At 67.2% G+C, this 26996-nt stretch carries 22 protein-coding genes and 1 riboswitch; of the genes, 12 read left to right on the forward strand and 10 right to left on the reverse strand.

The window, feature by feature from the left end; genetic code table 11:
• The first annotated feature begins 138 nt into the window (after positions 1-138).
• On the forward strand, positions 139-1539 hold the full coding sequence (locus tag ABE464_RS12435) for a DEAD/DEAH box helicase (RefSeq protein ID WP_121042519.1): 1401 nt from the start codon (positions 139-141) through the stop codon (positions 1537-1539).
• Positions 1540-1660: 121 nt separating this feature from the next.
• On the opposite strand, the gene ABE464_RS12440 is transcribed toward ABE464_RS12435, so the two are convergent.
• From ABE464_RS12440 to ABE464_RS12455, 4 genes are all read right to left on the reverse strand, one after another.
• The gene (locus ABE464_RS12440) at positions 1661-3967 is read right to left on the reverse strand and encodes a TonB-dependent hemoglobin/transferrin/lactoferrin family receptor (protein WP_346472203.1); all 2307 of its coding nucleotides are present in this window, start codon (positions 3965-3967) and stop codon (positions 1661-1663) included.
• Positions 3968-4144: 177 nt separating this feature from the next.
• On the reverse strand, positions 4145-4996 hold the full coding sequence (locus ABE464_RS12445; protein WP_346472204.1) for an EF-hand domain-containing protein: 852 nt from the start codon (positions 4994-4996) through the stop codon (positions 4145-4147).
• A gap of 248 nt (positions 4997-5244) precedes the next feature.
• A complete protein-coding gene (locus ABE464_RS12450; protein WP_346472205.1) occupies positions 5245-7779 on the reverse strand; it encodes a M14 family zinc carboxypeptidase in 2535 nt (844 codons plus the stop codon).
• 120 nt (positions 7780-7899) lie between these two features.
• On the reverse strand, positions 7900-10545 hold the full coding sequence (locus ABE464_RS12455) for a TonB-dependent receptor (protein WP_346472228.1): 2646 nt from the start codon (positions 10543-10545) through the stop codon (positions 7900-7902).
• 188 nt (positions 10546-10733) lie between these two features.
• Here ABE464_RS12455 and queD point away from each other — a divergent pair, with 188 nt between their 5' ends.
• The gene (gene queD / locus ABE464_RS12460; RefSeq protein WP_176990663.1) at positions 10734-11087 is read left to right on the forward strand and encodes a 6-carboxytetrahydropterin synthase QueD; all 354 of its coding nucleotides are present in this window, start codon (positions 10734-10736) and stop codon (positions 11085-11087) included.
• A 203-nt stretch (positions 11088-11290) separates the two neighbouring features.
• Complete coding sequence (locus ABE464_RS12465; protein ID WP_346472206.1) at positions 11291-11656, forward strand: phasin family protein; 366 nt, start codon at positions 11291-11293, stop codon at positions 11654-11656.
• Between the two features lie 93 nt (positions 11657-11749).
• Here ABE464_RS12465 and ABE464_RS12470 read toward each other — a convergent pair whose 3' ends face one another.
• Together ABE464_RS12470 and ABE464_RS12475 are read right to left on the reverse strand one after the other, a co-directional pair.
• The gene (locus ABE464_RS12470) at positions 11750-13216 is read right to left on the reverse strand and encodes a HAMP domain-containing sensor histidine kinase (protein ID WP_346472207.1); all 1467 of its coding nucleotides are present in this window, start codon (positions 13214-13216) and stop codon (positions 11750-11752) included.
• Complete coding sequence (locus tag ABE464_RS12475) at positions 13213-13935, reverse strand: response regulator transcription factor (RefSeq protein WP_346472208.1); 723 nt, start codon at positions 13933-13935, stop codon at positions 13213-13215. Before ABE464_RS12475 ends, ABE464_RS12470 begins: the two co-directional genes overlap by 4 nt.
• Before the next feature lie 146 nt (positions 13936-14081).
• On the opposite strand from ABE464_RS12475, the gene msrB reads away from it, so the two are divergent.
• The 4 genes from msrB to ABE464_RS12495 all read left to right on the forward strand — a co-directional run bounded on the left by msrB (position 14082) and on the right by ABE464_RS12495 (position 18729).
• The gene (gene msrB, locus ABE464_RS12480) at positions 14082-14588 is read left to right on the forward strand and encodes a peptide-methionine (R)-S-oxide reductase MsrB (RefSeq protein ID WP_346472209.1); all 507 of its coding nucleotides are present in this window, start codon (positions 14082-14084) and stop codon (positions 14586-14588) included.
• A gap of 36 nt (positions 14589-14624) precedes the next feature.
• Positions 14625-16385 carry a cytochrome c biogenesis protein DipZ gene (locus tag ABE464_RS12485; protein WP_346472210.1) on the forward strand — a complete coding sequence of 587 codons (1761 nt, stop codon included), beginning with the start codon at positions 14625-14627 and terminating at the stop codon, positions 16383-16385.
• An 11-nt stretch (positions 16386-16396) separates the two neighbouring features.
• The gene (gene msrA / locus ABE464_RS12490; protein WP_346472211.1) at positions 16397-17143 is read left to right on the forward strand and encodes a peptide-methionine (S)-S-oxide reductase MsrA; all 747 of its coding nucleotides are present in this window, start codon (positions 16397-16399) and stop codon (positions 17141-17143) included.
• 155 nt (positions 17144-17298) lie between these two features.
• Complete coding sequence (locus ABE464_RS12495; RefSeq protein ID WP_346472212.1) at positions 17299-18729, forward strand: PLP-dependent aminotransferase family protein; 1431 nt, start codon at positions 17299-17301, stop codon at positions 18727-18729.
• Between the two features lie 3 nt (positions 18730-18732).
• Here the strand turns inward: ABE464_RS12495 and bioD are convergent, their stop codons facing one another.
• Positions 18733-19416, reverse strand: a complete 684-nt coding sequence (gene bioD / locus ABE464_RS12500) for a dethiobiotin synthase (RefSeq protein ID WP_346472213.1) — start codon at positions 19414-19416, stop codon at positions 18733-18735.
• 119 nt (positions 19417-19535) lie between these two features.
• On the opposite strand from bioD, the gene ABE464_RS12505 reads away from it, so the two are divergent.
• Positions 19536-20018: a GAF domain-containing protein gene (locus ABE464_RS12505; RefSeq protein WP_070471648.1), complete on the forward strand. Its 483-nt coding sequence runs from the start codon at positions 19536-19538 to the stop codon at positions 20016-20018.
• Positions 20015-20386, forward strand: coding sequence for a TfoX/Sxy family protein (locus ABE464_RS12510; RefSeq protein ID WP_346472214.1), 372 nt, complete (start codon positions 20015-20017; stop codon positions 20384-20386). The genes ABE464_RS12505 and ABE464_RS12510 overlap by 4 nt, the downstream gene beginning before the upstream one ends.
• A gap of 37 nt (positions 20387-20423) precedes the next feature.
• On the opposite strand, the gene ABE464_RS12515 is transcribed toward ABE464_RS12510, so the two are convergent.
• A complete protein-coding gene (locus ABE464_RS12515; protein ID WP_346472215.1) occupies positions 20424-21002 on the reverse strand; it encodes a histidine phosphatase family protein in 579 nt (192 codons plus the stop codon).
• A 152-nt stretch (positions 21003-21154) separates the two neighbouring features.
• Positions 21155-21387, forward strand: a riboswitch (cobalamin riboswitch).
• 123 nt (positions 21388-21510) lie between these two features.
• Between ABE464_RS12515 and btuB the strand changes: the two genes are divergently transcribed.
• Complete coding sequence (gene btuB / locus ABE464_RS12520; RefSeq protein ID WP_346472216.1) at positions 21511-23352, forward strand: TonB-dependent vitamin B12 receptor; 1842 nt, start codon at positions 21511-21513, stop codon at positions 23350-23352.
• A 113-nt stretch (positions 23353-23465) separates the two neighbouring features.
• Here the strand turns inward: btuB and gph are convergent, their stop codons facing one another.
• Together gph and ABE464_RS12530 are read right to left on the reverse strand one after the other, a co-directional pair.
• The gene (gene gph / locus ABE464_RS12525) at positions 23466-24116 is read right to left on the reverse strand and encodes a phosphoglycolate phosphatase (RefSeq protein ID WP_346472229.1); all 651 of its coding nucleotides are present in this window, start codon (positions 24114-24116) and stop codon (positions 23466-23468) included.
• An 84-nt stretch (positions 24117-24200) separates the two neighbouring features.
• Positions 24201-25103, reverse strand: coding sequence for a LysR family transcriptional regulator (locus tag ABE464_RS12530; protein WP_346472217.1), 903 nt, complete (start codon positions 25101-25103; stop codon positions 24201-24203).
• A 95-nt stretch (positions 25104-25198) separates the two neighbouring features.
• Here ABE464_RS12530 and ABE464_RS12535 point away from each other — a divergent pair, with 95 nt between their 5' ends.
• On the forward strand, positions 25199-25837 hold the full coding sequence (locus ABE464_RS12535) for an NAD(P)H-binding protein (protein WP_346472218.1): 639 nt from the start codon (positions 25199-25201) through the stop codon (positions 25835-25837).
• 52 nt (positions 25838-25889) lie between these two features.
• A complete protein-coding gene (locus tag ABE464_RS12540; RefSeq protein ID WP_346472219.1) occupies positions 25890-26813 on the forward strand; it encodes an MBL fold metallo-hydrolase in 924 nt (307 codons plus the stop codon).
• Positions 26814-26996 lie beyond the last annotated feature (183 nt).

Consider the following 26996-nt stretch of genomic DNA (forward strand, 5'->3'; position numbering starts at 1 on the left):
AGTCTTCGCACCGCGTCGACTGCACCCAATTCTCGCAGCGCGGTTTACGGGAACGCTCCGAGTCAGCCGATCACATTGATCTGCCTCGCGTCCGGCCATTCGGCCTGGCGTTACTTATGTCTTTGGAGCTTCCACCCGATGTCTTTTGAATCCTTGGGCCTTGCCCCGTTCCTGCTGCGCGCGTTGGCCGAGCAGGGCTACGAAACCCCCACCCCGATCCAGGAGCAGGCCATCCCGCTCGCCCTGGAAGGCCGCGACCTGCTGGCCGGCGCACAGACCGGTACCGGCAAGACCGCCGCGTTCGGCCTGCCGCTGCTGCAGCACCTGGGCACCAACCCGCAGGCCGTCGATGGCCCGCGCCGTCCGCGTGCACTGGTGCTGACCCCGACCCGCGAGCTGGCCACCCAGGTGCATGACAGCCTGCGCGGCTACAGCAAGTACCTGCGCATCCCGAGCGCCTGCATCTACGGCGGCGTCGGCATGGGCAACCAGTTCGATGTGCTGCGCCGTGGCGTGGACCTGCTGGTCGCCTGCCCGGGCCGCCTGATCGATCACATCGAGCGCCGCAGCGTCGACCTCTCCGGCATCGAAATCCTGGTGCTGGACGAAGCCGACCGCATGCTCGACATGGGCTTCCTGCCGTCGATCAAGAAGATCCTCGCCAAGCTGCCGCGCCAGAACCGCCAGACCCTGCTGTTCTCGGCGACCTTCGAAGAGAGCATCAAGCAGTTGGCGCTGGAGTTCATGCGCAACCCGGAGCAGATCCAGGTCACGCCGAAGAACACCGTTGCCGAGAACATCAGCCACCGCGTGCACCCGGTCGATGGCCCGCGCAAGCGCGAGCTGCTGCTGCATCTTCTGGCCCAGGACAGCCGTGAGCAGACGCTGGTGTTCGGCCGTACCAAGCACGGCTGCGACAAGCTGGCCATGTTCCTGGACAAGTCCGGCATCAAGACCGCGGCGATCCACGGCAACAAGAGCCAGGGCCAGCGCCTGCGTGCGCTGGGTGACTTTAAGGCCGGCCGCGTGACCGTGCTGGTGGCCACCGACATCGCCGCGCGTGGCATCGACATCAACGAGCTGCCGAAGGTCATCAACTATGACCTGCCGATGGTGGCCGAGGATTACGTGCACCGCATCGGCCGTACCGGCCGTAACGGCTCGACCGGCCAGGCGATCTCGCTCGTCGCGCAGGACGAAGCCAAGCTGCTGCGCCAGATCGTACGCCTGCTCGACAAGGACATGGACATCCGCGACGTGCCGGGCTTCGAGCCGCAGACCCCGATCCGCTGGGGCAACAGCGCGCCGGGCAAGGCCGAACTGCCGGGTGGCGATCGTTCGCCGCGCAAGCACGCGCGTCGCCCGCACGCCGAGGCCCCGCGCCACGCCCATGCCGGCCCGAAGAAGGCCGGTGGCGGTCAGCGTGATGGCGCCGGCCGCGGTGCACCGCGCGGTGGCCAGCCGCAGGGCCAGCGCCGTGGCGGTGGCAATGCCGGTGGTGGCCGCAGCCAGGGCGGCGGTGGCGGTCGCGCCAGCTGATTCCTTCGGGCATCGCTGAAACATGAAAAGGGCGACGCATCAGCGTCGCCCTTTTCGTTTGTCGGGAGTCGGCCAGCGGCCGGCACTACCGGCAGCTCGGCCCAGTGTCGGTGCACCGGCTTCAGAAGCTGTAGGCCACCGTGATCCGCGCATTGCGGCCCGGCTCGCTGTAGCGGCCGATGCCTTCATCGTTGACGTAGCCGTACAGCGTGGTGGTGCCCTTGTTGACGTTGCGCACGCGCTGCCAGAGGTAGTACTCCTCGTTGGTCAGGTTGTAGATGCCGGCGCTGAGCTTCCACTGCGGGGTGACGTTCCAGGTGCCGTACAGATCCAGCACGGTGTAGCCGTCAGCCTTGTCGACGAAGGCCGGCGTGGTGACCCTGCCGGTGGCGGCATCAGTGGTGTAGGCATCCTTGGCCCTCTTGGCCACGGCGTGGGTGATGCTGGCGGTGACGTTCCACACCGGGGACGGTGCATAGCGCACGCCGAGCACGGCACTGGCCGGCACGATGCTCTCCAGCGGATCGCCGTTGCGCTTCTCGCCTTCGCTGTACGAGGCCGCCAGGCGCGAGGACCACGCATCGCTGATCTGCCAGCGCCCTTCCAGTTCCACCCCCTTGACCGTCACTTCGCCCGCGTTGGTCGGCATGGTGTAGTTGCGCGAATACAGCACCGGGCCGGTCGCGGCGGTGCGGAAGCCGCCGGGTACCGACTGCACCAGGTTGGTGTATTCGATGAAGTTCTCGTAGCGGTCGCGGAACACCGACAGGCCCAGCTGCGCACGGTCGGTACTCCAGCGGTAACCAAGTTCCAGGTTCAGGCTCTTTTCCGACTCCAGGTCTGGATTGGACACGGTGTCATTGAGCAGCAGCAGCTGGCCGTTCTGCGCGTTGATCACCTGGGTGGCGCTGGTCGGCGAATACATGTCCGCCACGGTCGGCGCACGGAAACCGCGGCCCACCTGGGCCCACAGCGCGTGGTCGGGCAGGAAGCGATACTCGACGCCGGCCTGCCAGCTCGGCGAGGCGAAGCTCACATCGCGCACGGTGCCGGTGCGGTCCACGAACGTGGCATCCACCTGCGGCGCGTAGTCGTAGCGGTCATACCGGGCGCCGGCGCTGAGGGTCAGGCGTTCGTCCAGCAGCTGCACGCTGTCACGCAGGTACAGGTTCCAGGCGGTCACATCGGTCTTGGGCACCTGGCGCGGATCGATCTCCACCGATGCCACGGCACCGGCGTCATTCCAGCGGGTATCGACGGCAGTGAAATCGATGTCGCGCTGCTGCCAGGCCAGGCCGTAGACCACGTCATGACGTGCACCGGCGGTGGCGAACACCTTGCTGAAATCGGCCGCGGCACGGTCCAGGGTCTGCTCGGTCGAGCGGTTCTCGCTGCGCAGGCACGGCGTGGTGCCGCCCGGGCAGCCGCTGCCGGCCACGATGGTGGTGATGCCGCGGCTGTCGGTCACCTGCCGGTCCAGCTGCGCGTCCAGGGTATCGAACAGCGCGTTGTCGGCCCGCCACTGGTAGTTCACCCCATAGCGATCACGGTCGTTGGTGTCATGGCCTTTGCGCGACAGGTAACCCGGCGCATAGACACGCGACAGATTGTCCACGTCGTTGGTGGCGCGGCCGCGCTCGTACAGGAAGCCCAGCGTATTGGCCTCGTTGAGCTGCAGGTCGAGCTTGCCGAGCAGGTTGTCGCGGGTGCTGTCGACCGGATCCGGCGTGCGCCGGCCAATGCCGATGCGGTCATTCGTGGTGTCGTACCACGCCTCGGATTCGTGGCCTTCGCGACGGGTGTACACCAGCATCGATTCGACGATGCCGGTGCGGTTGGCGAACGTCAGCGTGCCCATGGTCTCGTCATTGGCACCGGAGTACCCCGCCTTGAACCCAAGGTGGGTATCGTTGCCGCTCGCCTTGAGATGGTCCGCCGGATCCTTGGTGGTGAACACCACCGCACCGCCCAGCGCACCGCTGCCGGCGCTGATCGAGTCGGCGCCCTTGATGATGGCCAGGCTCTTGAGCGTATCGATGTCCACATCACCGCGGCCGCCACGGAAGAACTCATAGGAGCGTGCGGTTTCCACCGATTCGCCCAGGCTCAGGCCATCGACGGTGATCGCCACGCGGTCGCTTTCCAGGCCGCGGATGTTGAAGCCGTTGTCGCCGAAGCGGCCCATGTCCACGATGCTGACGCCGGGGATGTAGCGGATCGCCTCCTCCATCGTGTTGGCCATCTCGTTGTCGAGATCGGCCGAAGTGAGCACGGTGACGTTCTGGTTGGTCGAGCGCGTTTTCTTGGCGCGCTCGGCCTGCACGCGCACGGTATCGAGCGTACTGGCGTCGGCGGCGGTTTCAGCGTGCACGGTGGCGGACAGGCTGGCGGCAACCGCCAAGGCCAGCAGGGTGAGGGACGACTTCATGATCAGACTCCGCAGGATAGAAAGGGAATGGCGTAAGCGCCGCGGTGGCGGCGGGCCGTTCCTGGCTGCGGCGATCAGTGGATCGAGCGGGGCTGGGAGGCACAGCGGCGCGCAGGCAGGCGCGCGCCGGAATCATCGTTGGCTGATGCGTGGGACGTGCACGGCACGCCCGGGTCGCTAGCGGTTGCCGTTGGCCGAGTGCGCGCCGGCGACCGGCTCGGGATCACGCCCATCGACGACGCCGTCACCGTTGCTGTCGGCGCGGTCGAACATGCGCTTGCCCGAGAGCTGGTACTCGATGAACGTCATGCGGCCGTCGGCGTCCTTGTCCAGCGAGGCGAAGCGCACCCGCGCCTGGCGCTCGGCATCGGCGCGCACGCGCTGGCGCTGCTGATCCAGGCGGCCTTCGAACTCGGTGGTGTACTCGGCCAGCGACAAGGTGTCGTTGCCGTCGGTATCGGTGGCGGCGAAGCTCGCTGCACGCACCGCATCGAATTCCTCACGATCAACCACGCCGTCCTTGTTGCGGTCGTACAGCTCCAGCATGCCGTTGGCGGTATGCGAGGTCGGCATCTTCAGTGGATCGCGCGAAGAGGCCGCGGCGGTCTCCTGCGTGGCGTTCTGCGACGTCTCGTAGCCCGCCCAGGTGCGTTCGCCGGCCGCATCGTACTCGGCGCGGCTGATCACGCCGTTCTTGTCGCGGTCCAACGCCTTGAAGCGGGTGTCGGTCTGGCGCAGGTGGCCGGCACGTGCGTCGGCCAGACGCACATCGAAGCGCTTCAGGTACTCATCGACGTATTCCTGCTCGTCGACATGACCGTCATGGTTGCGGTCGGTGTCGGCATAACGCTGTTTGCGGAAGGCCTCGAACTGGGCCCAGCTGACGCTGTCGGTCCCATCGGTGGCGAACTGGGCGAGGAAGGCGGCCGCGGTCGGCGAGGCGGTGGCGGTCTTGCTGGCCGGCTGCGCGAGGACGGCCGGGGCCAGCACCAGCGCCATCAGGGCAGTGGTGAGCGGGACGATCTTCATGGTGGTTCCCCTGGAAGGACGGCTGCGGGTCGAGCCGGCGGGCGCCATCCTATTCGTATTGAGAATGATTCGCAATACGGAATTTTCACATGGGCTGTGATGGGTGTCTGACAAGCAGCAACAGCCGACGCTGGTCGGCTGTTGCTTGGGGGATAGAGCCCCGCCATCAGGTGAGTGCGGCGGAGCTGCGCGTCGCGTGGTAAGGGTCCGGAGCCGGCCAGCGGCCGGCACTACCGGTACCCGGCGCGTCAGCCGCGCGGCTTGGTGGGGTTGAGCTGGTTGCCGAAGAAGATCGCGTTCAACAGCAGGCGCTCGGTGCCGTGCCAGTACTTGCGGTGCGCCGGGTCATCGGCGAACAACACCACATTGCCCTGCCCCTGCGGCGACACCACCAGCCACGCGGCACCGGCGACGCGGCTGCGGTTGCGTTCGGACAGGTAGCCGTTGACCTTGGGCGTGTCGTCGATGCGCACCACGGTGGAGAATGGATTGCGGCTGGGCTGGAAGCTCAGCCCGTTTTCCTTGTTCACCGCCAGCTGCCGGCGCGGTACGCCGAAGCCCAGCGGATGCGTGTTGTCCACGTCTGCGCTCAGGATGTTGCCGCTCACGCGCTCGATCGCCGCGATATCGCGCTGATCACCGAACGCACGACGTGCGGCTTCCGGTTCCTTTTCCTCCGGACCCAGCACTTCGTCGCTGAGCTTCTGTTCGATCGCCCAGCGGGCGGCCGTACCGTAGGTGATCAGCGAGCCACCGGCGTTGATCCAGCGCTTGAGCGCAGCGACGGCGGTGGCATCCACGCCGGCATAGGTCCCGCCGGCCAGGACGATCGTGGTGTAGCGATCCAGGGTGATCTTGCCCAGCTGGGCCGGGTCGATCTTGCTGGCCGGCAGTTGCAGGTGCTGGTCGAGCAGGAACCACGCCGAGCCGATCTCGGTGGCGCTGACGCCCTCGCCCATGACCAGTGCGACCGCCGGTTTGCGCAGCGCCTTGACGCTGTCACTGCCCAGATCGATGCCGCCACGGCTCTGCCCGCTGGACAGCGCCTGGATGTGCACGCCACTGCTGCGTGCGGCCGCGTCGACCGCGGCGAGCAGCTCGGCACCGGCCAGCGGCTGACCTGCCACCGGCACCACCACGCTGCCATAGCCGAATGACTGCTCGCCCTGCGCGGTGGCCGCGGTGAACGGCTGGAACGCCGCGCGGGTCAACACGCCCTTGGCCTGCAGCGCGTACAGCGCGCGGCTGGCGTTGTAGTCGCGCCAATCGAACACGTAGGCGTAGCCCGCCTGCCCACCGACCACGCTCCCGTTCGCGACGGGGACGCTGGCCACGCGCTCGCCACCGGCAATCCGGCTGCGGCTCGCGGCGAAGGCGATGCCGTAGGCCGGCGCGATCGCATAGGAGGTGCTGCCGTAGAACACATCGCCCTTGATCGGCGGGGTGTCGGCGAAGATCGAATGGACCAGGCGGAACTGCGGCTGCGCAGCCTGGACCACGTAGGCGCTGCCCGGCTCGAAGCGTTGCCCATCCACGGTCACCGGGGCACTCAAGGCCTGCACGGTGATCTGGTGCTGCAGCAGCAGATCCAGCAGGCGCTGGGTCAGGCCCGGATCGGCCGCGTCGCCGAACACGAAGGACTTCACCGGCTGCTGGTTGGCCTGCTTCAGCGCGGACTGGAAGAACTCCTTCTGCAGCTTCAGCAGCCCATCGCGTTCGGTCACCGCGCCGCGAACGGTGCCCAGACCGGTGGCCACCTGGTTGCGGATGGTGAAGCCGAAGGTCAGCAGGCCATTGACCGATTCCTGCACGCGTCCGCGCGAGCTGGCCTGCTCCACGGTCACCCCCACTGCGCCGTGGAAATCCGGGTAGGTCGAGCCATACACCGGCGAAAAGTTGTCGTAGTTCTCGCCGGTGTAATACAGCGAGCCCAGGGCATCCAGCGACTGCGCGTGATACTTGGCCAGGGTCTTGTTGAAGTCATACGACGACGCCGGAATCAGCGGGCTGTGCATGCTCGCCGGCGAGGGTTCGAAGTAGTAGGTGCTGTCCTTGCCCATCTCGTGGAAGTCGATCTGGACGTTGGGATACCACTGGTGGAAATAGGCGATTTTCGGCCGCGTGTCCTGCTGGGTCAGCGCCAGCCAGTCGCGGTTGAGGTCGGTGAAGTAGTGATTGGTGCGGCCCTGCGGGAAGGGCTCGACATGTTCCTTGTCGGCCGGATCCGCCGACGCCGGCGAGGAGGCATACGCGTTATGCCAGCTCGCCGCCCGGTCGCGCCCATCCGGGTTCTGCGCCGGGTCGAACAGCACCACTGCCTGCTGCAGCCACTGCGCGGTCTCCGCGCTGCGGTTGGCGACCAGGTAGTAGGCGGTCAGCATCGCCGCTTCGCCGCTGGAGGTTTCATTGCCGTGCACGCTGTAGCCCAGCCATACCACCACCGGGCTGCTGCCGGCGGCCGAAATCGGCTGCGCCGGATCGGCCAGGGTGACGTGCTGGCGGCGCAGCGTGTCCAGATTCTGCAGGTTCTGCGCCGAGGTCACCGTGGCGATCAGCAGCGGGCGGCCCTCGTAGCTGCGGCCGATCTCCTCCACCTTGATCTTGTCGGAGTGTTTCGCCAGTTCGTTGAAGTAGGCGACCAGCTGATCGTGCCGCGTGTACCGGCTGCCGATCTCATAGCCGAGGAACTGCTGGGGCGTGGGCACGGCGGGATCGAAATCACCGCCGGCCGGGAAGAAGTACGCGCTCTGCGCGGAGGCGGGCGCAGCAGACACAGACAGCACCAACGCCAACCAGGCGATGGGAGAAAGCAGACGACGTTGCAAAGACACAGCGATTCCCCGAAAGACGGGCCGGTTCCTTCCGGCCCTGTGGATGCGCACGCTCCGGTGCAGTGGATGAGGTCAGAAGCGGTAGTCGAAGCCGACCGTGAAGTAGCGGCCGCGCAGGTCGTACTGACTGAAGTCGTACGGCGCACGGATGCCCGGGAACGAGGCGTCATACGGCGGTTCTTCGTCGGCCAGGTTCTGGATCTTCGCGTACAGGGTCAGCTTCTCGATGCCGGTGTAGCCCAGGTACAGATCGAACTGGTTGTAGGCATCGACCCGATCCTGCACGGCAGTGGCCGCGGCGCTGGCCTTCTGGTCATACCCACTGGTGTAGTACCAGGTCAGCGCGGTGCGGAAGTCACCGTAGCTCCAATCAAAGGTGGTGGTGGCCTTGTTCTTGGGCAGGGTGGCACCGAGGTTGCTGCCGGCGTAGTCCACCAGCGGACCACCAACCACGGTGGGTCGGCTGTAGTTGCGCACGTGGGTGAAGGCCGTGCTCAGGCCGAAGTCGCCGGCCTGCGTGGTCGGGAAACGCTGGCGCAGTTCGACATCGAAGCCGGAGGTCTTCAATTCGCTGAGGTTCTGGTAGCGGTTGAACACCGCCAGCAGCTTGCCGCGCTCATCACGGCTGACCGCACCCGGCACGTCATTGGTGACCAGCGTCTGGGTGTTGTTGGTGCCCACCAGGTTTTCCAGCTCGATGCGGTAGTAATCCACGCTCAGGCTGGTGTTGGACCACGGCGAGAGCACGATGCCGGCATTGAAGCTCTTGGTACGCTCGGGCTTGAGATCGTTGTTGCCGACGGTGAAGAAGGTCGGGTTCTGCCGCGAGCCCGGCACGTCCGGGTCGCGCGGATCGATCACGCTGCCGTAGGCGATGCTGGTGCTGTTGGAGTTCTCCGACAGCGACGGCGCACGGAAGCCCTTGGAGGCGGCGGCACGCACCAGCAGGATGTCCCACGGCTGCCAGCGCAGGCTCAGCTTGGGCGAGAACGCGTCGCCGAAATCGCTGTAATGATCGGCGCGGGCAGCGGCCTGCAGTTCCAGACGCTCGGCCAGCGGCACGTTCACTTCGGCATAGGCCGCGGTGACCTTGCGCTCGCCATGCACCTCGGCGATCGCCGGGCGGATCTGCAGGCCTGCATCGATCTGCCAGGGATTGTTGGAATCAAGCTTCTCGCGGCGCCATTCGGCACCGGCGGCGAACCCGATCTCGCCGGCCCAGGTGTGGCCGATCGCCCCGGAGATCTTGGCATCCACGCCCTGCAGCACCGACTCGGCCGGGCGCAGCGTGCTGATGTTGATCGCGTTGAGCACGTCCTGCGAGGTCGCCGACGGATTGAGCAGGTTGTAGCTGCCGGTGGCGAGCGCATCGGCCAGTGCATAGCGGTTGGCAAAGCCGCCGGAGACGGTCTCGCGCTCGCTGCTGCGCGCGCCGAAGGCACCCACTTCCCAGTCCCAATTCTGCAGGCTGCCGCGCAGCCCGACCAGGCCACGGTAGGCCCGCGAGCGGTTGGTCTTGATCGTGCCGCCCAGGTTGAAGAACGTGTACTCGATCGGCACCGCACGGCCGTAGGGGTTGTACGGGCTGCTCGCCGGCAGGTTGGAGGACACCGGCTCGGCCAGACCGGTATCGGCGTTGAGCGCGAAGCGGCCACTTTCCAGGGTGAAGAACGGGCTGCTGCCGAACCAGGAGACCCCCTTGATATCGCTGTAGAGCACTTCGCCGAACGCTTCGACGTTGTCGTTCACGCGGAAAGTGCCGTTGACGTAGGCCTGGTAGCGCTTGGTCGAGGGGATCAGCGTGGTGTACGGCGCCTGGTTGAACCCGCAGGTGTTGCCGGCCAGGCCATCGATCGGCGCGCTGGCCACCAGCGTGGTGCCGTCCGGGCAGTTGCCGCTGGCATCGAGCATCGGCACCGAGATGCCGTTGACCAGATAGCGCGCGCCCTTGGCCGACCAACCGTTCCAACGGCCGCCGGGCTTGTCGGTGTAGATGCCCGATTTGGTCAGGTCGCGCTCGTCCTGGTCCAGGCGCTCGCGGTTGTAGCCTTCCAGGCTGACCAGGATGTTGTAGCCATCCGTGTCCAGATCACCGATGCCGCCGATGAACTTCAGGTTCTGCTCGTCCAAGCCACCCTGATCGGCGGTACCGACGCTGCCACCGAGTTCGGCGCCCTGGAAGTTCTGCCGGGTAATGATGTTGACCACACCGGCCACCGCGTCGGAGCCGTACACGGCCGAGGCGCCGTCCTTGAGCACTTCGATGCGTTCCACCGCGACCAACGGCAGTGCGTTGAGATTCACGAAGGTGTCCGACAGGCCGCCGGCCGGGAAGCCGTAATTGGCCAGGCGGCGGCCGTTGAGCAGCACCAGCGTGTTCTTCTGCGACAGACCACGCAGGCCGATGCCCGCCGAACCGGAGGCCCAGCCATTGTTGGTGGTTTCGTTGTTGGCATTGCCGGTGTTGGCCGAGATCGAGCGCAGCAAGTCGGCGACGGTGGCCTTGCCGGTCTCCTCCAGCTGCTGACGTTCGATCACCTGCACCGGGTTGGCCGACTCGGTATCGGTGCGCTTGATGTTGGACCCGGTGACCCGCACGGCGGCGAGGGTCTTGCTGTCGCCGGTGGCGGCGGCATCGGGGGCGGCGTCGGCAAACGCGGTCAAAGGCGTTGCCAGAGCGACGGACAACGCCGCTACAAGAAGAGTGTGCTTGGGCATGAACTTCAGTGGGGTGGTGGACGACAAGTTCCGCAGTAGTCCATGCCTGGCTGAACCACGGCCAATAACATCTCTTCATACGGATATAAGAGAAACTACCATCTCTTCATCCGGATGGAAATGTTTTCGTTAGCAACAATTAACGGCCGGCCCCTCTCATGCCCCTGGCCCGCCGCTACAATGCAGCCATGGAAATCTTCAAAGTCTTTACCCTCGAGGCCGCTCACCACCTCCCCAACGTGCCGCCGGGCCATAAGTGCGCCCGCCTGCACGGCCACTCGTTCCGGGTGGAACTCAAAGTGGAGGGCGAGCCCGGCGAGCAGACCGGCTGGATCATGGATTTCGGCGACGTCAAAGCGGCCTTCCAGCCGATCTATGACCGTCTGGACCACCACTACCTCAACGATATCCCCGGCCTGGAGAACCCGACCAGCGAACGGTTGGCGATCTGGATCTGGAACGAACTCAAGCCGGCCCTGCCGGAGCTGAGCGAAGTCACCGTGCACGAAACCTGCACCTCCGGCTGCCGCTACCGCGGTTGATCGGTGGCGCGCGGGCACCACACGGCGCGGTAGTGCCGGCCGCTGGCCGGCTCACAGCCCATCGCCACCACCCGCAATCGCTCGTAACCTATTGATCTGTAAACGATCAAGATAAAACCGGACCATCAATGGCAACGGAATGTTGCAATGCAATATTTTCGGCGTATGCTGCATTGCATCAACGTTCTCGAGCCGTCCTGACCATGGCGTCCGCGTTCACCGATTCCTTCAGCGACTACACCCGCCAGCTGGCCGCCACGGCCACGCGTGCCAACCGGCTCGCACTGGAAAATGCCGAAAGCATGTTCGGGGTGCAGTTGAAGACGCTGGAGAAGAACATCACCGCCACCAGCGGGTTCTTCGGTGAAATCGTGCAGTCACAGGATTCCGGCACGCTGCAGTCGCTGCTGCCCAAAGGCGCGCAACTGGCACGTGACAACCTCGCCCGTTGGACCAGCGCCAGCCAGGAAGTGGCCGGCCTGGGACTGAAGGCCTCCGAAGCCTTCAGCGAACTTGCCCGGCAGCCGTTCGCGGCCGCCACGCCCAGCGCAGGCAAGACGCGCGGCTGAGCCAGACAACATCGAATTTGCGTGGGTCCCTCCCCCCACGCAATCCCAGACCCGACAGAACCCTCCCTCTGTCGGGTCTTTTTTTGGGCGGCGTTATCGCATGCCCGGCAGCGAAAACACGAACAATGCCCCCTCGCGGCTCTCCAGCAGGCGGATGTCACGCCCGTGCAACTGCAGGATGCGATGCACGATCAGCAGTCCCAGCCCGCCGCTGTCCGGCCGCTGGCTGCTCAGTGCGGGCATGGCCGTGAACAGGGCATCGCGCCGTTCCGCGGGGATGCCGGGGCCGCTGTCGGCCACGCTGACCTGCACTTCGCCGTCCGCCGCACGCAGGGTAACCGCGATACGGCCGCCTTCGGGCGTATGCCGGATCGCGTTGTCGAGCAGGTTGGTCAGCACCCGCTCGATCAACGCCAGATCCGCGATCACCGGTGGCAGACCCGGCGCAATGTCGGCGGTCAGCGTCTGCCGGCGCGACTGCGCCGCGAGCTCGAACTTCTGGAACACATCCTGGATCAGATCGGGTAGCGAGAACGCCTGGCGGTCCAGCACCACCCCGCCATGTTCCAGCCGGGCCAGCTCGAACAGCGCCTGCGCCAACCGACCGACCTTGTGGCTCTGCGACAAGGCAATGGACAGGTAGCGCTGGCGTTCCTCGGCACTGAGCGTGGCGTCCTTGAGCGCCAGCGTTTCCAGATACCCGTGCAGCGATGACAACGGCGTGCGCAGGTCGTGGGAGATGTTGGCGACCAGCTCGCGCCGCTGCAGGTCCTGCTGGCGCAGTTGCTGCCACTGCTCACCCAAGCGTTGGGCCATGTGCCCGAAGCTGTGCTGCAGGATGGCCAGCTCATCGCGCTCGCCGGTGCGCAGCGGCGCCGGCGGCGGCGCGGCATCGGGTGTGGCGGCATCGACATCGAAGGACTGGATGCGCCGGGTCAGCTGGCGCAGCGGCCGGGTCACCCAGCGGAACGCGACCAAGCCACCGAGCAACCCTACCACGGCGACAATCGCCAGCGACCACAGCGTGGTCCGCAGCGTGCTGTTGGCGGCGATGTTGGCGGCCAGTGCTTCGCGCTGTTCCCCGACCAGCACCACGTAGATGTACCCTGCCTGGCGCCCCTGTACCCACAGCGGCGCTGCATTGAACACCTTGCGGCCGCTCGCGCTGCGCGGGTCGTCGCCAAGGATCGGCAGTGGCTCGTCCCGCAGCAGTGCCCGTACGGGAGCGAGATCGACGCGGCTGCGCTTGAGGTGTCCGTCTGGCGCGTCATGGCCCAGGATGCGGCCCTGGTCATCGAGCAGGTACACCTCCACGCTGGGGTTGACCGCCATCAACTTGCCGAACAGCGCGCGAACTTCGCCATTGCGCATGCCACGGCCATCCATCAGCTCGCCACTGCGCGCGATGTGTTCGGCCAGGCCTCGCGACAGGCGCTGCACGGTTTCCTGCTCATGCACGGTGGTGCTGCGCATCTGGATCCAGAGCAGCGCACCACCACACAGCAACAGCAGCGCGAAGAAAACGGCGGACAAGCGCTGGGACAACGTGAGCCGGATCATGCGTCTGCATCCTCGTCGGCATCGACCAGCTTGTAGCCGCGCCCCCACACTGTCTGGATGCGCTGCGGGTTGGCGGCATCGCGCTCGATCTTGTTGCGCAGCCGGTTGATGTGGGTGTTGACGGTGTGTTCGTAACCGTCGTGCTGGTAGCCCCACACCTGGTTGAGCAGGTCCATGCGCGAATACACCTGGCCGGGATGACGGGCAAAGAAATAGAGGAGGTCGAACTCGCGCGGGGTCAGTTCCAGCGGTCGGCCCTCCACCAGCGCCGTGCGTGCGACGGGGTCGATGCGCAGCCCGGCCACCTTGATCTCACCGGCATCGATGCGCGCGTTCTGGGCCATTGCTTCCACCCGGCGCAGCAGCGCTTTCACGCGGGCGACCAGTTCCAGCATCGAGAAGGGCTTGGCCAGGTAATCGTCCGCGCCCAGCTCCAGGCCGAGGATGCGATGCACTTCGCTGGCGCGCGCACTGGTGATGATGATCGGGGTGTAGCGCGTCATCGCGCGGGCACGCTTGCAGATCTCCAGGCCGTCCACGCCCGGCAGCATCAGGTCCAGCACCAGCGCGCTCCACGGCTGCGCCTCCAGCAGGGCCAGGCCGTCGTCGCCGGTGGCGGCATGGGTCACCTCATAGCCTTCATCGCGCAGGTGCATGCGCAGCAGGTTGGCGATGTGGACATCGTCTTCGACGATCAGGACACGCTTGGCACTGCTCATCGGCTCAGGGGGCGGCAGGAGGGCATGGCGGCATTGTCGACGGATCGCGACCTGAATGTGTCACGGAAAATTTAACCCTGCGTGAGGATTCGTTGACCGGGCCGGGCGCAGCATGGCCGCATCGTCCCCGTGCCCGGAGATCGGCCATGCGTTACACACGTCGCAATGTGCTTGGAATGGGGGGCATGGCTGCCGCGGCCGGCCTGTTCGGACTGACCGCCTGCAGCAACCCCGCCCCGGCGGCGCCTGCCGCACCCGCGCGCCAGTTCGAGGTCATGCGCAGTGATGCGCAGTGGCGCGAGCAGCTCACGCCGGCCCAATACAGCGTGCTGCGCCGGCAGAGCACCGAGCGGCCGTTCAGCAGCCCGCTCAACAAGGAGCATCGGCGTGGCACCTTCACCTGTGCCGGCTGCGCGCTGCCGCTGTTCTCCTCCTCCACCAAGTTCGACAGCGGCACCGGCTGGCCCAGCTTCTGGGCGCCGCTGCACGATGCGGTCGGCGAAGACCGCGACACCACCCTGGGCATGGTCCGCGTCGAAGCGCACTGCAAGCGCTGCGGCGGCCATCTTGGCCATGTCTTCGATGACGGCCCGCGCCCGACCGGGCTGCGCTACTGCATGAACGGCGTGGCCATGAATTTCGTCGCGGCCTGAGTGCCGCACTTCCCTGTGTCATAGAAGGACCTCTCCATGCTTCTGCTCGTGCTGGCCTACCTCGGTGGCGTGCTCACCATCCTCAGCCCCTGCATCCTGCCGGTGCTGCCGTTCGTGTTCGCACGGTCCGACCGCCCCTTCCTGCGCAGTGGCCTGCCGCTGCTGATCGGCATGGCACTGATGTTCGCGGTGGTCGCCAGCCTGGCGGCGGTGAGCAGCCAATGGGTGGCGCAGGCCAACCAGATCGGGCGTTGGATCGCGCTGGTGGTGATGGCGGTGTTCGCGCTGGCGCTGCTGTGGCCGGCGCTGGCCGACCGCCTGCTGTCACCGTTCCAGCGGCTGGGCGCGCGGCTGAGCGCCTCGGCCGATGCGGCCAGTGACGCTGGCCGCGGGGGCGTGGGCACCTCGCTGCTGATCGGCATCGCCACCGGCCTGCTGTGGGCGCCCTGCGCGGGCCCGATCCTTGGCCTGATCCTGACCGGCGCAGCACTGCAGGGCGCCAGTGTCGGCACCAGCGGGCTGCTGCTGGCCTATGCGTTGGGTGCGGCCACCTCGCTGGCGCTGGCGATCTGGATCGGCGGGCGCGTGTTCGCCGCGCTCAAGCGCCGCCTCGGCGTGGGCGAGTGGGTGCGCCGTGGGCTGGGCATCGCCGCGTTGCTGGCGGTGGTCGCGATCGCGATGGGCTGGGATACCGGCGTACTGACCCGGCTCTCCACGGTCAGCACCGCCAAGCTGGAACAGGGCCTGCTCGACGTGCTTCCAGCACAGGAGCCGGTCGCCGGCGCGGCGATGATGCGTGCCGCTGCGAGCACGCCCGGGCAGCCACTGCCGGTGGAAGGCACCCTGCCCTCGCTGGCCGGTGCCACCGGGTGGCTCAACAGCCCGCCCTTGGATGCACCGGCGCTGCGCGGCAAGGTGGTGCTGGTCGATTTCTGGACCTACTCCTGCATCAACTGCCTGCGCGCGATGCCGTACGTGCGCGAGTGGGCCGAGCGCTATCGCGACCACGGGCTGGTAGTGATCGGCGTGCACGCACCGGAGTTCGCCTTCGAGCGCAACCTGGCCAACGTGCAGCGCGCGGTGAAGGACCTGAAGGTGACCTACCCGGTGGCGATCGACAACGACTTCGCCATCTGGCGCGGCTTCAACAACAAGTACTGGCCGGCGCACTACTTCATCGATGCGCAGGGCCAGATCCGTGCGCATCACTTCGGTGAAGGCAACTATGCGCAGTCCGAGCAGATCATCCGCCAGCTGCTGCGCGAGGCCGGGAACACCCTCCCCGGTGATGACGCACCGGTGGCGATGGCACTGGATGGCGTGGCGCGCCAGGCCGACATGGGCAACCTCAAATCGCCGGAGACCTACCTGGGTCACGCACGCGCCGAGAACTTCGCCTCGCCCGGTGGCCAGCGCCAGGACCAGCCTGCCGACTACACCGTGCCTGCCACCCTGCAGCACAACCAGTGGGCGCTGGACGGACGCTGGACCGTGGGCAACGAAGACGCCCGGCTGGAGACGGGCGGCGGCCGCATCGCCTTCCGCTTCCATGCACGTGACCTGCACCTGGTGCTGGCCCCGGGCGAGGACGGCAAGCCAGTCAGGTTCCGCGTGCGCATTGACGGGCAGGCGCCGGGCGCGGCGGCCGGCGGTGACATCACCGCCGATGGCGACGGCCGCGTGGATGAAAACCGTCTGTATCAGCTGATCCGCCAGTCCGGCACCGTGCAGGAGCGCACCTTCGAGATCGAGTTCCTCGATCCGGGCGTGCACGCCTACGCCTTTACGTTTGGTTGAGGAGCTATCGCATGAAGATCGCGTTCGACAAACTCGTGGCAGGCGGCATCGCTGTCGCCATCGCGGCACTTACCGCCAGCCTGGTGGTGGTCGGTCTTGATCGGCCGGCACACGCTGCCGCGGCCGCCACGACCGTGGCCTTGCCTCCCCCTGCCGGCAAGGCGGACCTGCGCCAACCCGGCGTGAAGCGCGCGCAGGTGGTGTTCGCCGGTGGCTGCTTCTGGGGCGTGCAGGGCGTGTTCCAGCACATCAAGGGCGTGGACAGCGCGCTCTCCGGTTACATCGGCGGCAGTGCGGCGAACGCGACCTACCCGCGTGTCGGCAGCGGCAGTACCGGCCATGCCGAAGCGGTGCAGGTCACCTACGATCCCGCGCAGGTCAGCTATGGCCAGCTGATGCAGGTGTTCTTCTCGGTGGCGCATGATCCGACCCAGCTCAACCGGCAGGGCCCGGACCGAGGCACGCAGTACCGCTCGGCGGTTTATGCCGACGATGCGGCCCAGCGCGATGCCACCCGCGCGTACATCGCACAGTTGCAGCAGGCGAAGACCTACGCTGCGCCCGTGGTGACCCAGGTGGATGGCGGCAAGCCGTTCTTCGCTGCCGAGGGCTATCACCAGAACTACCTCACCCTGCATCCGGAATCGCTGTACATCCGGATCAACGACCTGCCCAAGGTGGCCGCGCTGAAGCAGCAGTATCCGGCGCTGTACCGCGAGCAGCCGCGCCTGGTCAGCACCGCCATTTCGGCACGCTGATCCGGCGGCAGGGAAAAGAAAAAACGCACGGCACACACTGCCCTGCCGTGCGTGGGGGAAGTCATCGAGCACCATGGTAGGCTGGCGCCGGACGCGGATACAGATGCAGATGATCGGTATCCGCACGGTTACAGATTCCGTGGATGCAGCTACCGATGGCCACCAACCTCTATCAATCCCTGGCCGATGAAATGGCGGATGCGATCCGCAGCGGGCGCTTGCCGGTGGGCACCCGCCTGCCGTCGCTGCGCGGGCTCGCCACGCAGCGCAAGCTCAGCCTCAACACGGTGATCGCCGCCTATCGGCAGCTGGAAGACGCCGGGCTGGTGCTGCCACGGCCCAAGGCCGGCTTCGTGGTCAGCCCCCGTCTGCCCGAACCCACGCAGTCGCTGCGCCAGACGCCCTCTCCACCGACCGCACCGGCGCAACACGCGATGATGGCGCGCGTGCTGGCCGCGCAGCTGCAGCCCGGCATCGTGGATCTGGCGTTTGCCGGGCCGCGCGGCAAGCGCTTCTATCCCGGTGCGCAGCTGGCCCGCAGTACCGCACAGGTGCTGCGCCGTGCCGCCACCACGGTGGAGACCTACGCACGTCCCAACGGTGCAGCACGGCTGCTGACGCAGATCGTGCAGCGTGGCCCACGGCTGGGGCTGCACACCACCACGGACCGGGTGGTGCTCACCCATGGCGCGATGGAAGCCCTGCAACTCGCGCTGCGCGTGGTGACCCAACCTGGCGATGCGGTCGCGATCGAAGCGCCCTCGTACTTCAACATCTACCCGCTGCTGCGCAGCCTGGGCCTGCGTGCGATCGAACTGCCCACCCACCCGCGCGACGGGCTCGATCTGGATGCGCTGGAGGTCCTGCTCGACGCCGGTGGCATCGCCGCGATCATGGCAATGCCGACCGTACACAATCCACTCGGCGGCAGCATGCCGGTGCCGAACAAGCAGCGCCTGGCCGCGTTGGTGAACCACTACCAGGTGCCACTGATCGAAGATGCGGTCTACGCCGAACTGCAGTTCAAGGAACCGCTGGAGCCGTTGGCCAAGAGCTTCGACCGCGATGGCTGGATCATGGTGTGCAGCGGGTTCTCCAAAACGCTCGCCCCGGACTACCGGATTGGCTGGCTCGATGGTGGCCGCTTCGCCGCCGATATCCAACTGCTGAAGTTCCACTCTTCCGGTGCCGAATCACGCCTGCTCGGCGACGCGGTAGCCGCATTCCTGGAGGCCGGCAACTACGAACACCATCTGCGCGGGCTGCGCCGGCTCTACAGCGACCAGGTCAGTCATGTGCGTGGCCTGATCGCACAGCATTTCCCGCCGGGCACCTCGGCCACCCAGCCCACCGGGGGCTTCCTGCTGTGGGTGGAGCTGCCGGCCGCGATCGATACCGGGGAGCTGTTCGAGCAGGCCCTGGCCGAGGGCGTGGTGTTCATGCCCGGCCAGGTTTACTCACGCGGGGCGCGTTACCGGCACTGCCTGCGCCTTTCATGCTGCCAGGAACTGGACGAGCGTTTCGTCGGTGCCATCGCCACGGTGGGCCGGCTGGCCACCGCGCTGCAGGCGCGCGCGGCGACCTGAGGCTCAGAACACCAGACGGTCTGCCAGACTGGCCGGGGCCGCGCCCGGCGCATACGGCAGGCGCCCCCAGCATGGCATCGGCAGCCGCGCGGTGAGCAGTGCAACGTTCTCGTCGCGGCGTGCCATGGTGGGATCCACTTCGTTGGCGATCCAGCCGATGCAGCGCGCGCCACGCGCGGCAATCGCCTCGGCGGTGAGCCGTGCATGGTTGAGGCAGCCCAGCCGCAGCCCGACCACCATCACCACCGGCAGCTCCAGCGCCTGGACCAGATCGCTCTGGTCCAGCGTGGCCGACAGCGGCGCCAGCCAGCCACCGACGCCCTCCACCACCACCGTGTCCGCACTGGCGCGCAGCCGCGCGAACGCGGCCTGGATCGGCGCCAGCGACAGTTGCACGCCCGCCTCCGCCGCGGCGATCTCCGGGGCCAGCGGCTGCTCCAGCGCAAACGGGTTGAGGTCGGCATACGCGGGCAGCGGCAGGCTGGCAGCCATCAGGGCGGTGGCATCCTCGTTGCGCAGGCCCTCGGGCGTACGGTCGCAGCCACTGGCGACCGCCTTCATGCCCACCGCGGTGCCGCCGTGCCGGCGCAGGGCGTGCAGCAGCACACAGCTGCTGAAGGTCTTGCCGATGCCGGTATCGGTACCGGTGACGAACAGGGCGGCGGGACGCGGCGCAGGCAGGGACATGGGGACGACCGGGAGCGGAAACGCGGCATTATCCGCGCTTACGGCGGCGCTGCGATGCGGTCCGCTGCGTTCTGCCCGGCCCCGGCGCAGTCGGGCGTTGCGCTTGGTAGACTGCGGCCATGTTCGATACTTCCACGCTCACCGGCAGCAAGCCGGAACAGTACGGCCAGCTGCTGGCCCAGGCCCGCGCCCTGGTGCACGGCGAGCGCGACCGCATCGCCAATGCGGCCAACCTGTCTGCGCTGGTCTACCACGCCCTGCCGCACCTGAACTGGGTCGGCTTCTACTTCTTCGATGGCAAGGAGCTGGTCGTCGGCCCGTTCCAGGGCTTGCCCGCCTGCGTGCGCATTCCGCTCGACAAGGGCGTGTGTGGCGCTGCCGCCTCGCAGCGGGTCACCCAGCGCATTGAAGACGTGGACGCGTTCCCGGGCCATATCGCCTGCGATTCGGCCTCGCGCTCGGAATTGGTCGTGCCGCTGATCCACAACGGCGAGCTGGTCGGCGTGTTCGACCTGGACAGCCCCTCGCTGGCGCGCTTCGATGCTGAGGACCAGGCCGGTCTGGAAGCGATCGCGGCCGTGTTCGTCGAGGCACTGGGATGAGTGGCGCCAAGCTGCGCAACATCGGCCCGAAGAGTGCAGCATGGCTGCGTCAGGTCGGTCTGCGTACGCCGGAAGACCTGCTGGCGGTCGGCGCCGTCGGTGCCTTCGTCAAGGTGCGCCGCGCCGGCTTCAAGCCGAGCTTGAACCTGCTGTATTCGCTGGAAGGCGCACTGCAGGACTGCCATTGGCAGGAGCTGCCGGAAGCACGCCGCACCGTGCTGGTGGCCGAGTACGAAGCCATCATCGCCGACCAGCCGCTGAAGAAGGCGCCGCCCGCCTCCGGTCCGGTCTACGACCGCACCGTGGAGCATCGCGACGATGACGGCGACGAAGCACCGCCGTTCGAGACCGACGACGACGAGCGCTGATCCGCGGGTACCGATGCACCGTCGGTACCCGCGCGCTTCACACCTGCTGCAGCTCCAGCAGCTCACCCCACAGTTGATCGTCCTGGCGCTCCACGCGCAGGCGCAACCGCGTGCCGTGATCGATGCGCAGTGCCCAGCACATCGCCATCGGCAGGCCGCATACCTGTGACAGCACCATCCGCAGCGGTCCGCCGTGGCTGACGATCAGCGTTGGTACCGGCTCGGGCTCATCCAGCAACCGATGCAGGCCGCGCGCGATGCGGCGCTCGAAGTGACCCCAGCTTTCGCCATGCGGCGGCGGGTTGGCGTGCGGGTCCAGATGGAAGGCTGACAGCGCATCCATCGGCAGCGCCTCCAGCGCGAGCCCGTCCCAGTCGCCGAAATCCAGTTCTTCCCACTCCTCATCGGCCTCCACGTCCACCGCGTGGGGCGCGGCCAGTGCCTGGGCGGTCAACAGCGCTCGCTGCCGTGGCGAAGACAGCACACGCTGCCAGGACAACCCGGCGTAGCGCGCGCACAGGGCCTCGGTCGCACCCTCGTGCAGCGGCGGATCGGTGCGCCCATCGAGATGATCGTCGCGGCCGGTGCTGGCGTGGCGGATCAGATCGAGGATCATGCCCGGCCCCATCTGCGACCCGCTGCGGCCGGCCAGTGCGGGTCACGGGCGTCGGTGCCGGGGTGCTGCAACCACGTTGGGGTCATGGAGTTCACATCGAAAAAGCGAGGCGCATTCTAACCGGTGCGCTCCACCGGCCCGGCCGATGGCTTAGACTGCGCCCACTTTCAGGTGACCTGGGGCTGCAACGCCGCCAGGTTGAAACGGGAAGCCGGTGACGCGTCAGGCCCTGTGCCACGCCGCCACTCCGGCGCTGCCCCCGCAACGGTAAGCGAGGAAACACCAGGCAACACGCCACTGTGCTCCGGCATGGGAAGGCGCCTGGCACGATGGCACCGCCATCGGCCCGCGAGCCCGGAGACCGGCCTGGAAGACGACTGGTTGCGATGCGGCGGGCATGGCGGCGGCAAGCAGGCGCCTGCGCGCGTCCGCCCACCGTCGAACACCCCTGCAGCGCGATCATCCCCACCCCTTGCCGCGCGGGCGTGCGCGGTGCATGGAGTCATCGATGAAGCTGCAAACCCGCGTTCTTTCCCTGGCCGTGCTGTCGGCCCTGCCCCTGCTGGCCTCCGCACAGGACGACGCCACCGCGCTGGACCAGGTGCTGGTCACCGCCACCCGTACCCCGATCGCCCTGCAGGACAGCATCTCGCCGGCGCAGGTGATCGACCGCGCCGAGATCGAGCGCAGCCAGGCGCCTTCGCTGCAGGATCTGCTGCGCGGCCGTGCCGGCATCAACCTCAACAACAGCGGCGGCCTGGGCAAGCAGAGCTCGCTGTTCCTGCGTGGCACCAACTCGGCCCACACCCTGGTGCTGATCGATGGCGTGCGCATCAACACCGGCGATCTCGGCCTGGCCATGATCCAGGACCTGCCGCTGGCGCAGATCGAGCGCATCGAGATCGTGCGAGGCCCGCAGTCCAGCCTGTACGGCGCCGATGCGATCGGTGGCGTGATCCAGATCTTCACCCGCCGCAACGCCGGCCAGTTCGCCCCGCACCTGCAGCTGGGCGGTGGGAGCAACGGCCTGCGTGAGGCCAGCGGTGGCTTCGGTGGCAGTGGTGAGCGTGGCTGGTTCGGCACCGACATCGCCTACCAGCACACCGATGGCATCAACGCCTGCCGCGGTGACGCGGCCACGTTTGCCGGCTGCGGCGCCGATGAGCCCGACCGCGATGGCTACCGCAACCTCTCCATGAGCCTGCGCGGCGGTTACGCGCTGACCGACACGCTCAGCCTGGAAGGCACCGCGCTGCGCGCCGAAGGCGAGAACCATTACGACGGCTACTACAACTACTCCGAGACCCTGCAGCAGGTGCTCGGTGGCAAGCTGCGCTACACGCCCAGCGAGCGCTTCAACCTGACCGTGAACGTTGGCCGCGCCGACAATGAATCGGACAACTTCAACGGTGATACCTGGCTGGGCAACGCCCAGACCCACCGCGACAGCGCCTCGGTGCAGGCCGATATCGGCATCGCCGACGGCCAGCTGCTGAGTGCCGGCGTGGACTGGAGCCAGGACAACCTGGACGGCAGCAGCGCTGGCTATCTGGTGGACAGCCGCGACAACACCGGCTTGTTCGTGCAGTACCAGGGCCGCTTCGGCGCGCACCACCTGCAGGCCAGCGTGCGCAACGATGACAACGAGCAGTTCGGCAACCACACCACCGGCAGCCTGGGCTGGGGCCTGGAGCTGGGCAGCGGCTTCCGCCTCAACGCCAGCTACGGCACCGCGTTCAAGGCCCCGACCTTCAGCGATCTGTACGATCCGTGGAGCGGCGTGCCGACCCTGGATCCGGAGAAATCCAAGAGTGCCAACCTCGGCATCACCCAGCAGGGCGACGGCTGGCGCTGGGGCCTGGATGTGTACGAAACGCGCATCGATGACCTGATCACCTACGACGCCACCACCTTCATGATGTCGCAGGTCGAAAAGGCACGCATCCGCGGCGCCGAACTGACCGGTGCGATCACCGTCGCCGGGTTCGACCTCAACGCACAGCTCAGCCACACCGACCCGCGCAACCGCACCGACGGCAGCGCACAGTTCGACAACTGGCTGGCGCGCCGCGCACAGAACACCGCGCGTCTGGACGTGGACCGCCGCTTCGGTGACTTCCGCGCCGGCCTCACCGCCAACGGCGCTGGCAAGCGGTACGACAATGCGGCCAACACCGTGCGCCTGGGCGGCTACGGCACCGTGGACCTGCGCCTGGAATATGCGCTGACCCGCGACTGGTCGGTATTGGGTCGGGTCAGCAACGTCTTCGACCGCGACTACGAAACCGTCGCCTGGTACAACCAGCCCGGCCGCGAGTACCGCCTGAGCGTGCGTTACCAGCCGAAGTAAGCGCGCGGGGCGGCGGCACCACCGCCGTCCCACCCTCGATAGGTGCCGACCCTCGGTCGGCACGCCCCATCATCGGTAGGTGCCGACCGTTGGTCGGCACGCGCCTCAACGCGTTACAGCCTCAGCAATTCCCGCAGATCATCCACCACGGCTACCGCCTCGACGTTGTCCAGGTCCAGCCCGCGCGGATAGCCATAACGCACCAGCGCCACCGGCATGCCCGCATCCACGGCCGCGCGATAGTCCGTGATCGAATCACCCACCATCAACGCTGCCTCGACGGCCACGTTGAAGTGCGCCGCGATGTGCCGCAACGGCGCACCACTCGGCTTGCGCTCCGGCAGGGAATCCCCGCCGAGCACGAGCGCGAATACACCCTGCAGACCGAAATGCTGCAGCAAGGGCGCCACCAGCGCCGACGGCTTGTTGGTGCAGATCGCCAGCGTCACCGAACGTTCGCGCAAGGCGGCCAACGTCTCGCTCACGCCATCGAACAGACGTGGACTGCGCAACAGGCACGCTTCGTAGTGCCGCATGAAGCCGGGCATCACCTTGTCCAGATCGATAGCACTGCCGGCTGCAGTAAACGCCTGCTCGACGAGCCGTCGCACGCCATCACCGATCCACGTCAATACCGTCGTCTCGGGCACGCGCGGCAACTGCCAGTCTTCCAGCGTGCGGTTCAGTGCCTCGGCGATATCGGCCGCGCTGTCCACCAGCGTGCCATCCAGATCGAACACCACCAACGGATACGGATACGACAAGGCGACACTCACTTCAACGACGTGGGGGCCCATTGTACGGCGGCGCCAGCGCGTCTCCGCTCATGCACCGTTGACGCCAGACGGTCAGAGCAACGCCAGAAACTGCGGGCTGCTGAAACGCTCCACCAGGAAATCCAGGAAACTGCGCATGATCGTCGGCAGCTGCCGGCGCGAGGCGTATACGGCGTACAGACCCAGTAGCTCCACCTCATGGTCCGGCAGCACGGCAACCAGTTCCCCCGTGCGCAGCAGCGGTGCGATCTGATACATCGGCAGCATCGCGATGCCCGCACCGGCGCGCACCGCTTCGAGCAGCAGCGATGCCTCATTGGCACTGATGTTGCCACCCACCGCCACCGCGATCTTCCGTCCCTCACGCTGCAGATGCCACACGCTCTTGCCGACGTAGTGGTGGGTCAGGCAGTTGTGCGTGGCCAGCGCGTCGGCCGTGGTCGGCGTGCCGCGCTCGGCCAGATACGCCGGCGCCGCGCACAGCACCGAGCGGCACTGCGCCAGCGGACGCGCGATCAGGCTCGGGTCGATCGCACGCGAGATGCGCACCGCGATGTCCACGCGCTCCTCCACCAGGTTGACCACCCGATCCACCAGCAGCAGTTCGACGCGTGTAAGCGGATGCCGTTTGACGAACTCGGCCACCGCCGCCGCCAGATGGCTCTGCCCAAACGAAACGCTCGCGGTGACCCGCAGCAGGCCATGCGGCTCGGGGTTGTCCGTGGCCAGCTCCCCGCGCAGCTCATCGCCGATGGCCAGCATCTGCCGGAAGCGCAGCAGCGCCGCCTCCCCGGCCCCGGTCAGGCTGATCCGGCGTGTGGTCCGGTGCAGCAACCGGGCGCCCAGCCAGCGCTCCACCTCGGCCAGATAGCGCGTCACCATCGCCCGCGACATCTCCAGCGCGTCAGCGGCAGCCGTCAGACTGCCGCGCTCGGCCACCTCAACGAACACGTTCATGGCGGTCATCCGGTCCATTTGATCGATCCGTGCAACAAATTAGGCCGTTATACGCGGTTTTTCGTTCGATTCCAGAGGCATACGCTGGCCTTCCTTCCTCAACGGACCTCCCCATGAAAATCGCTCTCGTTGGTGCCACCGGCAACATCGGCCGTGAAATCGCCCGCCAGGCCCTCGCCCGCGGCCACCAGGTCACCGCAATCGTGCGCCGTGAGACCGACCTTCCCGCCGAACTGGACGGCGCACAGCTGGCCGTGGCCGCGCTGGACGACACCGACGCCCTGGCGGCTGTGATCGCCGGACACGACGTGCTCGCCAGCGCCTTCGGCCCGCGCCCGGGCGATGCCCCGACCACGGTGACCAGCACCAGCGCCGCTCTGGTCGCCGCTGCGCGCCAGGCCGGCGTACCCCGCTTCATCATGGTAGGTGGCGCCGGCAGCCTGGAAGTCGCCCCCGGCGTGCAGCTGGTGGACACCGAGGGCTTCCCGGATGCCTACAAGCCGGTTGCCCTGGCCGCCCGAGAAACGCTTACGCAGCTGCGTGCCGTTGAAGACCTCGACTGGACCTTCTACTCCCCGGCCGCCGAAATCGGCCCCGGCCCGCAGCGCGGCGGCTTCCGCACCCAGGCGAAGAACTTCCTGGTCGGTGATGACGGCCACAGCCGCATCAGCTACCCGGACTACGCCGATGCCTTCGTCAGCGAGATCGAAACCCCGCAGTACCGCCGCCAGATCGCCACCGTCGCGTACTGAGCCCTGCCCGCCCCGGCGATCCCCGCCGGGGCCCTGGAAGGAACCACCCCCAATGACCACGCTCTCCCGCGCCACCCTGGCCCTCAGCCTCGCCCTGATCACCGGCCTCACCGCACTCAGCCCCGGCACCAGCCATGCCCGGCCCGCCGCGAATGCGCAAGCACAGGCCACCCCACTCGCGGTGCAGCCCTACCACCCCGGCGACGACGCCCTCTTCGCGGTCTCCTCCACCCTGATCACCGGCCGCCACGACGCCATCCTCGTGGACGCCCAGTTCGCCGCCACCGATGCCGCGCAGCTCGTGCAGCGCATCCGCACCTCCGGCAAACGCCTGACCACGATCTACATCAGCCACGGCGACCCCGACTACTACTTCGGCCTGGCCACCCTGCAGGACGCCTTCCCCGACGCCCGCATCCTCGCCACCCCCACCACCGTTGCCCACATCAACGCCACCCAGGCCGCCAAACTCGCCTACTGGGGCCCCCAGATGGGCGCAGGCAAGCCGAGCCGCATCGTCATCCCCACCCCACTGGACGGCGACACCCTCACCCTCGAAGGCCAACCGATCAAGATCATCGGCCTGACCGGCCCCACCCCGGACCGCACCGTCCTGTGGATCCCCGCCCTGCGCACGATCCTCGGCGGCATCCCCATCGTCGCCGGCGAACACGTCTGGATGGCCGACACCCAAAGCGCGCAATCGCACGCCGACTGGCTGCAGACACTGGCCACCCTCAAAGCCCTGAAACCCACCCGCGTCATCCCAGGCCACTACGCAGCCGATGCCGCCTTGGACATCAGCGCCGTGGATTTCACCGCCAACTACATCCGCGCCTTCGACGAAGAAACCACACGCAGCAACGACGCCAACGCACTGATCGCCGCGATGAAAAAACGCTATCCGAACCTGGCGGGTGAGAGCTCACTGGAACTAAGCGCCAAAGTAGCCAAGGGTGAAATGCAGTGGCCGTAAGGGCGCATTCGTAGAAGCCCAACGTCATTGCGCACATTGAAAAGCGCGACGCGTTTCCTCTCTGCGCACCGACCCAGTGTCGGAGGGACGGCGCGGGGGGGGGGTAGGGGGCGGGGGTTTTGAAGGGGGGGGAAACACAAACCGAACAAGAAGGGGAAAGGGGGGGGAGAGAAAACCCCCCCC

It is taken from the genome of Stenotrophomonas sp. TWI587, assembly GCF_039674145.1.
In the GTDB taxonomy this organism is placed as follows: Bacteria; Pseudomonadota; Gammaproteobacteria; order Xanthomonadales; family Xanthomonadaceae; genus Stenotrophomonas; species Stenotrophomonas maltophilia_AY.

Bases quoted from the DNA above. Each gene is read 5' to 3' on its own strand.
- ABE464_RS12455 (WP_346472228.1), bottom strand. From the start codon at position 10,545: ATGCCCAAGCACACTCTTCTTGTAGCGGCGTTGTCCGTCGCTCTGGCA.
- ABE464_RS12485 (WP_346472210.1), top strand. From the start codon at position 14,625: ATGCTTCTGCTCGTGCTGGCCTACCTCGGTGGCGTGCTCACCATCCTC.
- ABE464_RS12465 (WP_346472206.1), top strand. From the start codon at position 11,291: ATGGCGTCCGCGTTCACCGATTCCTTCAGCGACTACACCCGCCAGCTG.
- ABE464_RS12475 (WP_346472208.1), bottom strand. From the start codon at position 13,935: ATGAGCAGTGCCAAGCGTGTCCTGATCGTCGAAGACGATGTCCACATC.
- ABE464_RS12530 (WP_346472217.1), bottom strand. From the start codon at position 25,103: ATGGACCGGATGACCGCCATGAACGTGTTCGTTGAGGTGGCCGAGCGC.
- ABE464_RS12535 (WP_346472218.1), top strand. From the start codon at position 25,199: ATGAAAATCGCTCTCGTTGGTGCCACCGGCAACATCGGCCGTGAAATC.
- ABE464_RS12495 (WP_346472212.1), top strand. From the start codon at position 17,299: ATGGCCACCAACCTCTATCAATCCCTGGCCGATGAAATGGCGGATGCG.
- ABE464_RS12515 (WP_346472215.1), bottom strand. From the start codon at position 21,002: ATGATCCTCGATCTGATCCGCCACGCCAGCACCGGCCGCGACGATCAT.
- msrA (WP_346472211.1), top strand. From the start codon at position 16,397: ATGAAGATCGCGTTCGACAAACTCGTGGCAGGCGGCATCGCTGTCGCC.
- ABE464_RS12470 (WP_346472207.1), bottom strand. From the start codon at position 13,216: ATGATCCGGCTCACGTTGTCCCAGCGCTTGTCCGCCGTTTTCTTCGCG.
- ABE464_RS12510 (WP_346472214.1), top strand. From the start codon at position 20,015: ATGAGTGGCGCCAAGCTGCGCAACATCGGCCCGAAGAGTGCAGCATGG.
- msrB (WP_346472209.1), top strand. From the start codon at position 14,082: ATGCGTTACACACGTCGCAATGTGCTTGGAATGGGGGGCATGGCTGCC.
- queD (WP_176990663.1), top strand. From the start codon at position 10,734: ATGGAAATCTTCAAAGTCTTTACCCTCGAGGCCGCTCACCACCTCCCC.
- ABE464_RS12505 (WP_070471648.1), top strand. From the start codon at position 19,536: ATGTTCGATACTTCCACGCTCACCGGCAGCAAGCCGGAACAGTACGGC.
- ABE464_RS12445 (WP_346472204.1), bottom strand. From the start codon at position 4,996: ATGAAGATCGTCCCGCTCACCACTGCCCTGATGGCGCTGGTGCTGGCC.
- ABE464_RS12540 (WP_346472219.1), top strand. From the start codon at position 25,890: ATGACCACGCTCTCCCGCGCCACCCTGGCCCTCAGCCTCGCCCTGATC.
- ABE464_RS12435 (WP_121042519.1), top strand. From the start codon at position 139: ATGTCTTTTGAATCCTTGGGCCTTGCCCCGTTCCTGCTGCGCGCGTTG.
- bioD (WP_346472213.1), bottom strand. From the start codon at position 19,416: ATGTCCCTGCCTGCGCCGCGTCCCGCCGCCCTGTTCGTCACCGGTACC.
- btuB (WP_346472216.1), top strand. From the start codon at position 21,511: ATGAAGCTGCAAACCCGCGTTCTTTCCCTGGCCGTGCTGTCGGCCCTG.
- ABE464_RS12440 (WP_346472203.1), bottom strand. From the start codon at position 3,967: ATGAAGTCGTCCCTCACCCTGCTGGCCTTGGCGGTTGCCGCCAGCCTG.